Raw genomic sequence first — 12,982 nt, 5'->3', positions numbered from 1 at the left:
AGCTCGGAGGGCCCACCTTAGCCCGCGCCGTCCGTCAGCCGGCCGTGGTGAACACCGCGACCGTGCGGGCCGGGACGGTGAAGGTGCCGGTCTTCGCCGCGTAGGACGAGGTCTTCACCACCGGGTCCGATCCCGAGGCCTGCACCGGGTGCAGGCGGTAACCGGTGCCGGCGAGGGCCTCGACGCGCTGTTCCCGCTGCTCCGGCGTCGCGTTGAACACCACGACCAGGTCACCGAGCCGCATCGTGATCACGCCGGGTGTCTCGTCCTTCCCGGACAGCGGGAAGGACAGCCGGGACTGCACCTGCTCCGCGGTGTCGAGGGAGAAGACCGGTTCCGTCGTCCGGATCCTCAGCAGGTCCCGGTAGGCGGCCGAGGCGCCCTCGATCTGCGGGCAGCCGACCTGCACCGCGCCCAGCAGGGGCTTGGCATGGGGCCACTTGTCGGCGTTGTCGGCGGCCGGGGGCAGACCGCGGCCGAAGCCGTTGCCCGCGGCGCAGTTCCAGTGGATGGCGTTGAACCAGTCGCCGCTGTCGTAGGAGTTGCGGTCCAGGGACTTGGAGCGCAGCAGGTCGGTACCGGCCTGGGAGAGCGCCGGGCCCTGGGACAGGGTGGCCGTCGCCATGGCGAGGACCTGTGCGCGCGCCCGGCCGTCGGCGTTCGTGGAGGCCGGCAGCTTGAAGGCGAGCGCGTCGAACAGGGACTCGTTGTCGTGCGCGTCGGCGTAGGCGAGGGCGTCGCCGGGGGCGTCGGCGTATCCGGCCGGGGAGCCGTTGTAGTCGACCTGCGAGCCCTTGACCTCCTTGCCGTCGGTGTCGGTGAAGCGGTACCCGGCGAGGTTGCCGCTCAGGCCCACCTTGATCAGGTCCTGGTAGTGCAGGAGCCGGGCCCTCTGCTCGGCCTCGGTGCCGTTGCTCTTCGAGGAGTTCGGGTCGGTGTGGAGGCCGGAGGCGAAGCCCTGGACGCCGGGGTCCTCGTCGAAGGGGCCGCCGCCGCGGACGGCGTCCCGGGCCCGGTCGGAGAAGGTGGCGATGCCGGTTCCGGCCATGTTCTGCTGCGTGGCCTGCTCGAAGCGGACGTCGTCGGCGATCTCGCCGAAGTTCCAGCCCTCGCCGTACAGGATGATCTTCTTGCCGTCGACGCCGTCCTTCTTGAGGGTCAGCGCGTCGAGGGCCTTGCGCACGGCGAGCATGTTGGCCTTCGGGTGGTGACCCATGAGGTCGAAGCGGAAGCCGTCGACCTTGTACTCCTTGGCCCAGGTGACGACCGAGTCCACGACGAGCTTGCCCATCATGGCGTTCTCGGGCGCGGTGTTGGCGCAGCAGGTGCTGTCGGCGACCGAACCGTCGGCGAGCAGCCGCTGGTAGTAGCCGGGCACGATCCGGTCCAGGACGCTGGTGTCCGCCTGGCCGCTCGCCGCGGTGTGGTTGTAGACGACGTCCAGGACGACGCGCAGGCCGTCCTCGTTGAGCGCCTTGACCATCTTCCGGAACTCGACCGTGCGGGTCGTGCCCTCCGGGTCGGTGGCGTAGGAGCCCTCGGGGACCGTGTAGTGGTACGGGTCGTAGCCCCAGTTGTAGGCGTCCTTGGCGGCGGCCTTCGCCACGCACTCCTGCTGCTTGTCGGAGTCGGCCGGGTACGCGGCGAGGTCGCAGTCGACGGTGGCCTGGTCGGACTTCTTCTCGGGGATGGTCGCGATGTCGAACACGGGCAGCAGGTGCACGTACGAGGTGCCGGCCTTCGCCAGCTCCCGCAGGTGCTTCGAGCCGTCGCTGTCCTTGTCGGTGAAGGCGAGGTAGGTGCCGGGCTGCTTCGCCGTGCGGTCCTCGACGGAGAAGTCGCGGACGTGCAGCTCCTGGATCTGGGCGTCCTTGAGCGGTACGGCCTTCGGCTTGGCCAGGTCCGACCAGCCCCCGGGGGCGAGAGCGCGGTCGCCGAGGTCGACGACGAGGCTGCGCTGGGAGTCGGTGGTCAGGGCCAGCGAGTACGGGTCGGTGACCTTGTTGGTGACGATCTCGCGGGTGCCGGGCGCCCACACCTTCACGACGTACCGGTAGGGCTTGCCCTTCCAGGACTTCGGGCCGGTGACGGACCAGACGCCGGTGGCGTCGTCGCGCTCCATGCGGGCGGTGGTGCCGCCGATCTCCAGCGAGACGTGCTGCGCGGTCGGCGCCCACACGGAGAGCGTGGGCCGGCCGTCGCGGAAGACGGGGCCGAGCTGTGCCTTGGTCGCGCCGGCCGCGTACAGGTCGTCGAGGACGCCCGCGGTCTGCACTCCGGTCGCGGCGAGCACGGCGCCGGTGGCGGCCCGCTGGGAGGCGACGACCTGGCCGCGCAGGGCCTCGCGTACGCGGTCCCGGTCGCGCGGGTCGACGGCCCAGGCGGTGTCGTCCTTCAGGTGCGGGAACTTCGCCTTCTGGGCGTCGGTGAGGGCCGCCTTCGTCAGCCGGAGCACGCGCGTGTCGCCACCGGTGAGCGTGCCGTCCTGCGCCTTGATCGAGCCGGTGCGGGAGGCGAGGAGCTGGGTGGAGGCGGCGGCGTCGGAGCCGTTCCAGACGACGGTGTCCCGGTCGATCCAGACCGCCTTGGAGGTGGCCAGGTCGAGGGCGGCCGCGGAGCCCGCGGGCTGCGGCAGCAGGTACCTCTCCTGGCCGCTCACCAGCCACACCTCGTGGCCGTTCGCCGTGAGGTCGAGCGACTGGTCGGACGGCAGGTCCTTCTCGTCGCCCTTGTGGAGGATGTAGCTGAGGCTGGTGGCACCCTCGGTGAGCGGCACCTCGAAGACCGCGCCATAGGGATCGGTCTTCACCGGCTCCAGGGGTTTCGACCAGTCGGTGGGGTCCGCGGCACCGGTCCAGGTGTGCAGGCCCCAGCCGTCGTAGTTCCCGTCGGCGCGGTGGTAGTGGAGCACCGCCTTGGTCGTGTCCTGCGCCGGGTACTCGGGGCGTTCGGTGGTGACGGTCTCCTCGCCCTGCTCGATCCAGACCTCACCGGTCCTGGTGAGGTCGATCGTGCGGTCGGTGGAGACGTCCTTGTTCCCGTCCTTGTCGATGACGAGGAAGCCGAGGTCCGAGGCGCCCGGCTTGAGCTTGACGTAGGCGAAGGCGCCGTAGGCGTCGCGGCCGGTGAAGGGGTGGCTGTCCGGCCATTCGGTGGCCTCGCCCTCGGCGAGGTCGCCCCAGGCGTACAGGCCCCAGTCGTCGTAGTCGCCGTCGGCGCGCCGGTAGTGGACGATCGCGTGGTCGCGGGAGGCGGTGGACGGCGGCTCCGCGACGGGCGGGGTGCCGGTGGTGGAGGCGGCCGTCGCGCTCGCGGTGCGGCCGGCCGAGTCGATCACCACGGCCTTGTAGCGCAGGGCGGTGCCGGCCGGGACGTCCGCGCCGATGGTGTGGGTGACCTGGTGGGGGGCGTGGTCGGCGGAGCCGAGGGTCTGCCACTTCCCGTCGCCGGTCTGGGCGGCGAAGACGACCCGGTTGAGCTGTCCGCCCTCGACGTCGGCGGTCAGCTCGACGGTGCCGGTGGCGCCCGCCTCGGGGGCCTTGAGGGTGACCGTGGGCTTGGTGACGGGCTTGGCGAGCGGGCCGGACGCCTTGAGGACGATCGCCGAGCCGGCCGGGACGGTGACGGTGATCTTCCGGTCGGCGCCGCTGGTCACGGAGGCGTCGGTGCCGTGGATGCCGCGGAAGGTCATACGGGCCGAGTTCGTGGCGAAGGTGGCCTTCCTCGCCTCCTCGGCGTTGTTGAAGGCGACGACGTACTCGGTGGTGTCCTTGCCCGTGCCGGTGCGGGAGAAGGCGTGGACGCCGGGGCCGTCGGCCGCGTACCGCTGCTGCTGGACGCCGTCGGTGAGGGCCGGGTGGGCCGTGCGGAGCTTCGCGAGGGCGCTGATCTGCCGGTAGAGCGGGGACCTGGTGTCGTAGGTGTCCTCGGCGTGGGTGCGGTCGGTGCCGATCAGGTCGTCGTCGAGGTAGTCGGCGGTGCGGGAGGCGAACAGGGTCTGGCGGGCGTCCTTGTCGCCGCCGGCGCCGGTGAAGCCCTGCTCGTCGCCGTAGTAGACGACCGGGTTGCCGCGGCTGAGGAACATCAGCTCGTTGGCCAGCATGGCCTTCTTCAGCAGTTCGGCGTCGGACGCCTTCGGGTCGTCCTGCTTGAGGAACGTCCCGATGCGGCCCATGTCGTGGTTGCCGAGGAAGGTGACCTGCTCGTAGGCGTTGGCCTTGTCGGTCGTGTACTTGTGGTCGTCGCCGAAGACCGAGGCGAGTTTCTGCGCGCTGCCGCCCTGGGAGGCGTACTGGCGGGCCGCCTCCTGGAAGGGGAAGTCGAGGGTGGCGTCGAGGCGGCCCTCGGTGACGTACGGGGCGGTGACGTCCGTGTCGGCGGAGTAGACCTCGCCGAACATGAAGAAGTCGTCCCGGCCCTTCTTGGCCGCGTAGGCGTCCAGGGCGGTGGCCCACTGGGTCCAGAACTCCATGTTGACGTGCTTCACGGTGTCGATCCGGAAGCCGTCGATGTCGAAGTCCTTGACCCACCGCTGGTAGATCTTCTCCATGCCGTCGACGACCTCGGGACGCTCGGTCCACAGGTCGTCGAGGCCGGAGAAGTCGCCGTGCTCGCTGGACTCGCCGGCGAAGGTGGAGTCGCCCCGGTTGTGGTACATCGTCGGGTCGTTGAGCCACGCCGGGACCTTGACGTTCTTCTTCGCGGCGGGGACGACCGGGGTGCGCGGGAAGGAACCGGCGTCGACGCGCGGGAACTTCTTCGCGCCGTCGGCGTAGTCGGCGTCGTCGAAGGGCTTCCCGTCCTCGGTCAGGTAGGGGAAGGCGCCCTTGGAGAGGTAGTCGTAGGACTTCTCCTCGTAGTCGACGACGTCGGCGGTGTGGTTGGTGATGACGTCGAAGAAGACCTTCATGCCCTTGGCGTGGGCCTTGTCGATGAGGGTCTCGAGGTCCTTGTTGGTGCCGAAGTGCGGGTCGACCTGGGTGAAGTCGGTGATCCAGTACCCGTGGTAGCCGGCGCTCGCGTCCTTGCCGGTGCCCTGGACGGGCTGGTTCTTGAAGATCGGCGCCATCCAGATGGACGTGGTGCCGAGCCCCTTGATGTAGTCGAGCTTCTTCGTCAGCCCCTTGAGGTCACCGCCCTGGTAGAACCCCTTGTCGGTGGGGTCGTACCCGGTGGTCAGACGCGAACCGGTCAGCCCACCCCGGTCGTTCCTCGTGTCACCGTTGGCGAACCGGTCCGGCAGCACGAAGTAGAACTGCTCCCGGGTCAGGTCGTGCCGCGCGGGCTCCTTCGCCAGTCGGGCGTCGGACGGGGGCTTGGGCGGTGTGGCGGCTCCGGCGGAGAGCGGCTGCACGAGGGCCACGGCGAGCGCGGCCACGGTGACGGCTGCGACCCGCCTCCCCCGCGCGGTGCGGCGCCCCTGGGGCGCGGGCCAGCTGGGTATCACAGGCGTGAACTCCTTGCGATTACGGCACGTTTGGGTCCGACCCCACGCCACGGCGCGGCCTGTTTCGGCCATGTCACCGGGCTCCGGGCGTGACGCTATCGCCGTTGAAAGCTTTACAGCAAGGGTCTTGAAAGTAACGGTAAGGATTTGCATGCGGACGCCGGTCGCGCCGCCCCCGTGAACGGCGGTGCGACCGGCGCGGGTTCAGCAGGAGGACTTGCCCGCGTACACCGCGAGGGCCGTGTTCGAGCCCAGGGTGGCGGTCAGCTGCCCCGAACCGTTCACGCTCACCTGCGTGTTGTTCTGGACGTTGCAGTAGGTGCCCGCCGGAAGGGACGTCTGGTAGGTACGCGTCAGGGAGCCGGACTCGTGGTTGACGGCCACGAAGCCCTTGTTGCCCCGCCCGAAGGCGATCGCGTCGTTGCCGTTGTCCCACCAGTTGGTGACGGCCTGCCCGCGGGTGGCGTTGCGGAAGGCGACCATGGACCTGATCTCCGGCCAGGCGTGCTGGCACTTCCAGCCGTTCTGCCAACAGGCGTTCACCTGACCGCCGTTCGGCGGGCCGGCGTCGTGGTCGGAGAACTCGTAGCCGGAGTTGATGTCCGGGGCGCCGTAGGGCCAGGCCAGCATGAAGACGTTGGCCAGGGTGTAGTTGGCGTTGTCCTTGTAGCTGAGCGTGGAGCCGTTGCGCTCGGTGTCGTGGTTGTCGACGAAGACCCCGGAGACGGAGCTGTTCATGTAGCCCCAGCCCTCGCCGTAGTTCTTCAGGTAGGCGAGGTTCTCGTTGTTGAAGACCCGCTTGAGGTCGTACGCGTAGCGGAACTCCTGGACGTCGCCGGTGCCGGTGTACTCGCTGGGCTGGACGGCCTCGCCGGCGCCGTAGATGGCCTCCTGCTTCCAGTAGACGCCGGGGTGGGAGAGCCGGGACTTGATGGTGGCGAGGTCGGCGGCCGGCATGTGCTTGGCCGCGTCGATCCGGAAGCCGTCCACGCCCAGCGACAGCAGGTCGTTGAGGTACCCGGCGATCTTCCCCCGTACGTACTCCTCACCGGTGTCGAGGTCCGCGAGACCGACCAGTTCGCAGTTCTGGACGTTCCAGCGGTCCCGGTAGTTGGTGATCTGCGAGGTGCAGGTGTCGAAGTCGTTCGACGAGTACAGGCCCGGATAGTTGTACTTGGTGTACGCCGAGCCGCCGGTCCCGGTGCCGTTGCCCGCGGACATGTGGTTGATGACGGCGTCGGCGACGACCTTCACACCGGCCGCGTGGCAGGTGTTCACCATGTTCCGGAACGCGGTGCGGTCGCCGAGCCGGCCGGCGATCTTGTAGCTCACCGGCTGGTACGACGTCCACCACTGCGAGCCCTGTATGTGCTCGGCGGGCGGGGAGACCTGGACGTATCCGTACCCGGCGGGGCCGAGGGTGTTCGTACACTCGCGGGCGACCGAGTTGAAGTTCCACTCGAACAGGACGGCGGTGACGTCCTTGTTCCCGGGCGGCGCGGCCTGCGCGACAGTCGGGGTCATGACAACCGAGGCAACCGCGAGCGCGGCGACCCCGGCGAGGGTTCTGCGTGCCATGTGGGGTGTCCTTCTTCATCGAAGGGTGTGGGGAGTGCGAAGGCCTCTGAAGGTTCTTGCTGAAACCTTCAGAAACCTTGCGTGACGCAGATGTTAAAGCTTCACCCTCCGAAAGGGCAGCACCCCGCACGAAGTTGCGGCAAGAAATCCCGGCACGACGGCCTGCCGGTCCGTCCGGGATCAGCCGAGCAGCCCCGCCCGCACCCGCTCATCCGTCAGCAGTCGCAGCACCCCGGGGTCATCGGCGAACACGTCCTTTGCTCCGGGGGCCATCGCCTGGTGGAACATCGCGTACACCACATCGGCGGTCGGCTGTTCCCATACGGTGCTCGTCCACTCCCGCACGCCCTCGTCGTCCCCCTTCTCGTGGGCGCGCAGCCACTCCTCGATGCACAACCGGGTGATCCGGTAGACCTTCCGCCGGCCTCGTACCAGCACTCCGCGGTTGAGCCCGAAGACCTCGCAGGTCGCCTCTCCCCTGGGTGTCAGAGGCAGGTACTCACCCACCGCGAGCACCAGATGGAGGTGATCGGCCGGGTCCTCGCTGCTGGGGTCGATCAGCAGAGGGCGTCCTCGGGGGTCGACGGGAAACGCCTCTCGCTTCTGGTGGCTGTTGCAGAGGGAGCAGGCGAGCAGGTGGTTGTGCCAGTCGAAGGTGCGCAGCGGGGCCCGGCTCAGCGGCTCGAAGTGGTCGATGTCGGTGCCCTGGTTGTCGCCGCAGTACATACACCGCTCGACACCGGGGGCCATCTCGGCCAGGGTCGCGCTCAGCACGGCGTGAACGTGACGTCGCACGGTGGTGTGCTTCCACAGACCTCGAGCGCGGTCCACCGGTTTCCCGGCCTTGCCTATCTCCTGTGTGTAGGCGGTCATACGCCGACGTGTCTGCTGAGGCAGACCGGTTCGCTGAATCCTGATCACGCCGACCACTCGTCGTCGGCTCGGTCACGCAGCCGCGCGGCTACCTCGTCCACGCGGGTCGCCGGGGAGCTCACCAGCTTGCGCTTCAACTCTCGGTAACGCATGCGTTGTTCATCGCTCGCTCTGCCCCGCAGCACACCCATCTCCAGCGCCACAAGCTCGCTCCGCGTCCGTTCCGCCTTCTCCGAGTAGGGCGTGTCGAGCCCGAACAGGTACGACAGCACGGCGTCGTCCCCGCTTCCGTACACGACCCTGTCGTACACGTCCGGCGAGACCTTCTCGACCCGCCCTTCCTCCTGAGCACCCGGAAGCCGGATGAGACCTCCCGGATCGGCCGACTGGCAGATGTACGGGCTGTGGGTGGTGACGATGAACTGAATGCGGGGGAAGTGCGAAGTGAGCCAACTGCCGATGCGCCTCTGCCAGGAGACGTGCAGGTGCGCGTCGACCTCGTCGATGATCACGACTCCCGGATAGTCGGCGATCGGAATCTCGGTCTCCTCGTCGTAGAACACGTCCAGCTCGCCATAGGCGTCGTAGATCTGCCTCAGGAGATCCACGACGAGGGCGGCGACGGTCCGGTAGCCGTCGCTCATCTCCTTCAGTGGGAAGCGGCGCTCCCGGTGCACCACCCATAGCCCTTCGGAGTCGACACCGTCGATCCGGCAGTCGTCGGGCAGCAGGTCGTCCCCGAGGATCTCCAACGCGGAGGCCAGCAGCTCCTCGGCTCCCTCCCGCTGCTCAAGCGCCCGCAGATGCTGTTCGATGAGCCATGTCACGCCTTCGGCGAGCGAGGCGTCCTCGTGGAACAGACTCGCCTGCCGGGCCACCGGCCCTGCGGCCGTCATGAGCCGCTGCACCTCTCCCGAGCCTCCGGCAAGCCTCCGGAAGGGGCCGTAGGCAGCACAGAACCAGCCTTCCGGATTGTCGGCCCAGGGGCCGCGTTGAGCGGTGATCGTCTTGGCGCCGGTGTAGTTGACCGGGTCCAGAGAGGGTTGCACCACTCTGCCGGGCTTCCCCTTCCCATGGCCGGTCTCTGGAGGAAGAACCCACCGCAGACCCGACCAGAACGCCTTGGACGGCCGACGCCCCTGTGTGAAGCGATCGAACGCGGGGTCGTGCGCCAACTCCACTTCGGAATGCGCCCTGCGTTCACCGTGCGCGACCCAGTTCTCGAATGCCGGCATCAGACTGCGCGCGGCGGCGGGACCGCTCACGGCCAGGGAGATCGCCCGCAGCAATGTGGTCTTGCCCGAGCCGTTACGGCCGGCCAGTACCGTCCACCCCGCGTACGAACCATCGGGCCGGACCAGTTCGAGGTCCACCTCGTCGAACGACTTGATATTGGCCAGGTAGACCCTGGAGAGGTACATGATCCGATCCGCCCGATCCGCCGTTGCCTGCCGGATACCCGTGCTGTTTCGCCACGTCAGCCTAGACGAGGTCAGGCCTTGTCATCGGCAGCCGTTCGAACGGCACGACTAATCCGAAGGACCAGCATCAGGATGTGCTGTGCCGTATGCCTTCGACGAACGCGGCCCAGGCGGAGGGGACAACGAACAGGACTGGTCCCGTGAGGGTTCTTGCTGTCGCAGACGGGGACGGCACCGCAGCCCGGGCCTCCCGCCGGGACCGGTCCGTCCGCCAAGGGTCAAGCCGGTCCCCGTTGGCCAGGGAATTGCGTAAGCGGGTGGATAAAGTGATGAGCGGTGCGGCTCCGATGCTTTCCGGAGCGGACGACGAATTGAGGGGGCACATGGGGGACCGACGGCTGTATGGATGTCTCGGCACGGTGGTGGGACCGGCTCTCGCCGTACTCGTGGCCATACTCCTGGGCAGGGCGTGGAACGCCTGCGACGTGGGAGTGAACAACGCAGCCAACAGTGGCTTCCTACTCTTCCTCTTCATCCCGGGCCTCTCGACGGGCCTACTGTTGGGCTGGGTTACGGTGGGCATCCTGCTTGGGAACCGTCCCTTTCTCCACTTCTTCGCCCTCGCGGTGACTCTCTCCGCCGTTTCCTGGTGCGCTCTCTCCCTCTTCTGGAGTGGCACCACCTATGACTGCCCCAGCGGCGTTCCCTCATGGTGGCCGGGTTTCCTCCCAGCCCCGGGGTTCTGAGGCACGCATCTACGCTGGCCGGTAATTGGGGCGGCCACCGGATCTCGCACAGCCGCTGCGGACCCCCCAGCGGCCGTGCGAGACCTTCTCGTCGCCGCCTCGGGGCGGGGCAGCAGAATGCTGGACTTCTCCGAGCAGTTCACCCCCAGAGTCAAGTGAGTGGAGCATGGCAGTGGCGCATGATGCACATGTGCGGCAGCTGATCGCACGGGCGAAGGACGGCACCATCCCGTCGCAGGAGGTGAAGGAGATCGCCCGGGCCATTTCCGAGGGCCGGGCCGGCCGGGACCTCTACTGGCTGTTGTACGCGGTGGCCCGTGCGGGCGGCCCGGCATACGAGCCGCTGATCGCCACCTATCTGATCCACCCCGAGGACCCCGAGGTCTCGGGGCTCGCCGTTCAGGTACTCACGGGGCACTGGAGAATGGGAGCGAAGTACTCCAAGCAGATCCTCGAGTTGCTGGGCTCCCCCGAATGGGACCTGAGTGACGACGCGTTCGTGGCCGCGGTCTCGGGGGCGGGAGCGATCCTGCACGACGGGTTCGACGCCGAACTCCTCCGCGCCCTGCTGAAGCTCGCCGAGGAAGGCCGCGGTGAGTACAACGACGATCTCATGCAGCGTTTCGCGGTGGAGGCGATCGCCCGCGGGCTGGGCGCCGGCCACGCCGAGTTGACGAGTCTGCCCGAGGGAGTCACCCGTGCGGAGTGGTCGCAGAGCTTGCTGCGGGCTGCGCGTGACCGACTGCGCGAGGCGGCGCGTCAGCCCTGAATCCGCTGACAGCCGAGTTGGCCGACGCAACCGGCGGACATGAGGGTGTGCCAGGCCGCAGTGGCAGCGACGGCGGGGGGCGATTCGAGGAGTTGTTGTCGGATGGCGGCGCCACAGTCCGTTACGTCAACGAAAACAAGGTGACACCATGTCATTCGCTCTGATGGGCATGCTGATGCTCATCAGCCTGGCTGCTGCGGCGGCAGGCATCGTGACCGTTTTTCTGTTGCTGGACAACCCGCCCCTGTCTCTGTCCAGACTCTGTGCCGTTCTCGTTCTGGTCTTCGGTTCTTCGGCAGCAGCCGTGTACTGCTACGGCTGGTTCTCCGTGGCCATGGGAGGGCCGTTTCCCGAGGTGTGCGAAGACCGGAACGCCTCAGGTGCCGAGTTGGCAAGTATCGAGCAGGAGCACTGGCCTCTTCGTAACGCCTGCGTCTACTCCGACGGCGCCGCAGTGGAGCACGTCTCCATGTCGATCAACGTTCTCGTCTGTGTGCTGGCGGGTCTTGCCGTCGCCCTGGTCTGTGCCGGCGCAGTCCTGCACCGGCGGGCCCGACCCACGCGTATCGCGGCTTCGGAGGGGCTCACCGAGAAGCAGGCGGAGCAGTCCGAGGGGCAGGGCTGATTCAAGTCCGTCGTGATCAAGAGTCATCCTGGTCACGATGGCGTGACGAGCACGACTCAGCGCTGCGGTCACTGTTGTGACCCACATCAGTGCGCGCTGGTCCGTATGCCGTCGAGGAAGGCGGTCCAGGCAGAGGTGCCGAGCAGCAGGGTCGTGCCGGTGGGGTTCTTGCTGTCGCGGACGGGGACGGTGCCGGGGATGTTGTCGGCGAGTTCCAGGCAGTCGCCGCCGCCGCCGTCGCTGTACGTGCTCTTGCGCCACACTGCGGCCGTCAGGTCGGGTCGGGCACTGCGCATGTCTCGTACTCCTTCATGGCCCGCCGGATCAGGGCCGCGGATGCCTCTGGTGGCAGGGCTCGGGCATGGACGAGAGCGTAACGATGGGAGTGCCGGGCCACCATGGCCCGGTCTTCCACCAACTCACCCGAGTGGCCCGCCTCCAGGTAGGCCACGTCCGGCGCGTTGTCGAACGACAGGAGGGTGAGCGAGCCGCCCATGGCGGAGTGGGCCCCCGCGACGAAGAGCATCACCTGCACCTCGATGCGCGGGGTGCGGGCGGCTTCCAGCACGGAGGCCAACTGCTCCCGCATGACGGTCGGGCCTTCCACCGGGCGCCGGATCACCGACTCGTCGAGCACCACCCACAACAGCGGCGGTTGCGGCTTCCGGAGCAGGCTCTGCCGACTCAGCCGCGCCGTCACCTTCTCCTCGATCTCCTCCACCGTGCACCACGGTTGTCCATGGCGCAGTACCTCCCGTGCGTAGGCCTCGGTCTGCAGCAGACCCGGGACGCTGTGTGCCGTGTACTTGTGCATGGCGTTCGCCCTGGCCTCGTACGTCACGAACTTCCGTGCCCAGTCCGGGATCGGCGTCCGCTTGATGTGGGTCCACAGGTCGACCAGGTCGCCGTCGGCCTCCAGAATCTCATCCAGCCTGGTGTTGACGTCCTCGGGTGGTGTCTCCTTGCCCAGTTCGAACTGGGCGATACGGCTGTGGGCGACGGGGATCAGGTCGCCGAGCCCGCGTTGGGTGAACCCGGCGCGGACGCGGAGCTTGGGCAACTTCATGCCGTAGAGCGCCGGCAGGGACGCGGAGGGGTCGAGCTCCTTCGGTGCGGGCATCGCCTGTCCCCGTTTTCGGTCCGGCGCAACGAAAATCGTCACCCTTAGTGAGCTTAGCGTCACGTACCGATGATCGTGGGGAGAGTCGGGATCATCATGAAGGAAGAGCACCGCAATCATGGCACCACAGGAACGTACGAGGCGTGCGGCCGCGATCCGGGACGCCGACGAGGCCAGGAACGAACTCTCCCTGGCACTGGACGAGGCCGGTGTGCTCCTGCCCTCGTTGGGGCTCGACACCGTTTCGCTGGCCAGTGACTATCTGCCGCCGCTGGTGGATCTCGGACGCTGCGATCCGGGCACGGCGCGCAAGCTGGCGGAGGCGTTGCGGGAGGGGTGTCGCACCGCCGAGCTGAGCGCCAGGGTGCGCGAGGTGAACCGGCGGGGCGGGCAGCGGACTTGAG

The 12,982-nt window shown here is 68.2% G+C and carries 10 protein-coding genes; 4 read left to right on the top strand and 6 right to left on the bottom strand.

Features of this window, described 5'->3' with window-relative positions; all coding sequences use genetic code 11:
• Window positions 1–34: 34 nt before the first annotated feature.
• From pulA to PYS65_RS26335, 4 genes are all read right to left on the bottom strand, one after another.
• The gene (pulA, locus tag PYS65_RS26350) at window positions 35–5,446 is read right to left on the bottom strand and encodes a pullulanase-type alpha-1,6-glucosidase (protein ID WP_279336417.1); all 5,412 of its coding nucleotides are present in this window, start codon (window positions 5,444–5,446) and stop codon (window positions 35–37) included.
• Window positions 5,447–5,650: 204 nt separating this feature from the next.
• Window positions 5,651–7,024 (bottom strand): alpha-amylase, encoded by a 1,374-nt coding sequence (locus PYS65_RS26345; RefSeq protein WP_279336416.1) that lies wholly within the window; start codon window positions 7,022–7,024, stop codon window positions 5,651–5,653.
• Window positions 7,025–7,204: 180 nt separating this feature from the next.
• Window positions 7,205–7,897, bottom strand: coding sequence for an HNH endonuclease (locus PYS65_RS26340; RefSeq protein WP_279336415.1), 693 nt, complete (start codon window positions 7,895–7,897; stop codon window positions 7,205–7,207).
• 44 nt (window positions 7,898–7,941) lie between these two features.
• The gene (locus tag PYS65_RS26335; protein ID WP_279336414.1) at window positions 7,942–9,318 is read right to left on the bottom strand and encodes an AAA family ATPase; all 1,377 of its coding nucleotides are present in this window, start codon (window positions 9,316–9,318) and stop codon (window positions 7,942–7,944) included.
• A gap of 329 nt (window positions 9,319–9,647) precedes the next feature.
• Between PYS65_RS26335 and PYS65_RS26330 the strand changes: the two genes are divergently transcribed.
• From PYS65_RS26330 to PYS65_RS26320, 3 genes are all read left to right on the top strand, one after another.
• Window positions 9,648–10,064: a hypothetical protein gene (locus PYS65_RS26330; protein ID WP_279336413.1), complete on the top strand. Its 417-nt coding sequence runs from the start codon at window positions 9,648–9,650 to the stop codon at window positions 10,062–10,064.
• 166 nt (window positions 10,065–10,230) lie between these two features.
• Entirely contained in the window at window positions 10,231–10,833 is a 603-nt protein-coding gene (locus PYS65_RS26325) for a hypothetical protein (RefSeq protein WP_279336412.1), read from the top strand.
• A 148-nt stretch (window positions 10,834–10,981) separates the two neighbouring features.
• A complete protein-coding gene (locus PYS65_RS26320) occupies window positions 10,982–11,458 on the top strand; it encodes a hypothetical protein (protein WP_279336411.1) in 477 nt (158 codons plus the stop codon).
• A gap of 86 nt (window positions 11,459–11,544) precedes the next feature.
• On the opposite strand, the gene PYS65_RS26315 is transcribed toward PYS65_RS26320, so the two are convergent.
• Together PYS65_RS26315 and PYS65_RS26310 are read right to left on the bottom strand one after the other, a co-directional pair.
• Entirely contained in the window at window positions 11,545–11,754 is a 210-nt protein-coding gene (locus tag PYS65_RS26315) for a DUF397 domain-containing protein (RefSeq protein WP_279336410.1), read from the bottom strand.
• Window positions 11,730–12,578 (bottom strand): Scr1 family TA system antitoxin-like transcriptional regulator, encoded by an 849-nt coding sequence (locus PYS65_RS26310; RefSeq protein ID WP_279336409.1) that lies wholly within the window; start codon window positions 12,576–12,578, stop codon window positions 11,730–11,732. The genes PYS65_RS26315 and PYS65_RS26310 overlap by 25 nt, the downstream gene beginning before the upstream one ends.
• A 118-nt stretch (window positions 12,579–12,696) precedes the next feature.
• Between PYS65_RS26310 and PYS65_RS26305 the strand changes: the two genes are divergently transcribed.
• A complete protein-coding gene (locus tag PYS65_RS26305; RefSeq protein ID WP_279336408.1) occupies window positions 12,697–12,981 on the top strand; it encodes a hypothetical protein in 285 nt (94 codons plus the stop codon).
• Window position 12,982 lies beyond the last annotated feature (1 nt).

The sequence above is a fragment of the Streptomyces cathayae genome (assembly GCF_029760955.1).
Taxonomy (GTDB): domain Bacteria; phylum Actinomycetota; class Actinomycetes; order Streptomycetales; family Streptomycetaceae; genus Streptomyces; species Streptomyces cathayae.
This window is presented reverse-complemented; position numbering and strand designations above follow the sequence as displayed.

Excerpts from the sequence above, each read along its gene's own strand:
- PYS65_RS26305 (WP_279336408.1), top strand. The coding sequence starts at position 12,697 with ATGGCACCACAGGAACGTACGAGGCGTGCGGCCGCGATCCGGGACGCC.
- PYS65_RS26340 (WP_279336415.1), bottom strand. The coding sequence starts at position 7,897 with ATGACCGCCTACACACAGGAGATAGGCAAGGCCGGGAAACCGGTGGAC.
- PYS65_RS26330 (WP_279336413.1), top strand. The coding sequence starts at position 9,648 with ATGAGCGGTGCGGCTCCGATGCTTTCCGGAGCGGACGACGAATTGAGG.
- PYS65_RS26325 (WP_279336412.1), top strand. The coding sequence starts at position 10,231 with ATGGCAGTGGCGCATGATGCACATGTGCGGCAGCTGATCGCACGGGCG.
- PYS65_RS26345 (WP_279336416.1), bottom strand. The coding sequence starts at position 7,024 with ATGGCACGCAGAACCCTCGCCGGGGTCGCCGCGCTCGCGGTTGCCTCG.
- PYS65_RS26315 (WP_279336410.1), bottom strand. The coding sequence starts at position 11,754 with ATGCGCAGTGCCCGACCCGACCTGACGGCCGCAGTGTGGCGCAAGAGC.
- PYS65_RS26320 (WP_279336411.1), top strand. The coding sequence starts at position 10,982 with ATGTCATTCGCTCTGATGGGCATGCTGATGCTCATCAGCCTGGCTGCT.
- PYS65_RS26310 (WP_279336409.1), bottom strand. The coding sequence starts at position 12,578 with ATGCCCGCACCGAAGGAGCTCGACCCCTCCGCGTCCCTGCCGGCGCTC.
- PYS65_RS26335 (WP_279336414.1), bottom strand. The coding sequence starts at position 9,318 with ATGTACCTCTCCAGGGTCTACCTGGCCAATATCAAGTCGTTCGACGAG.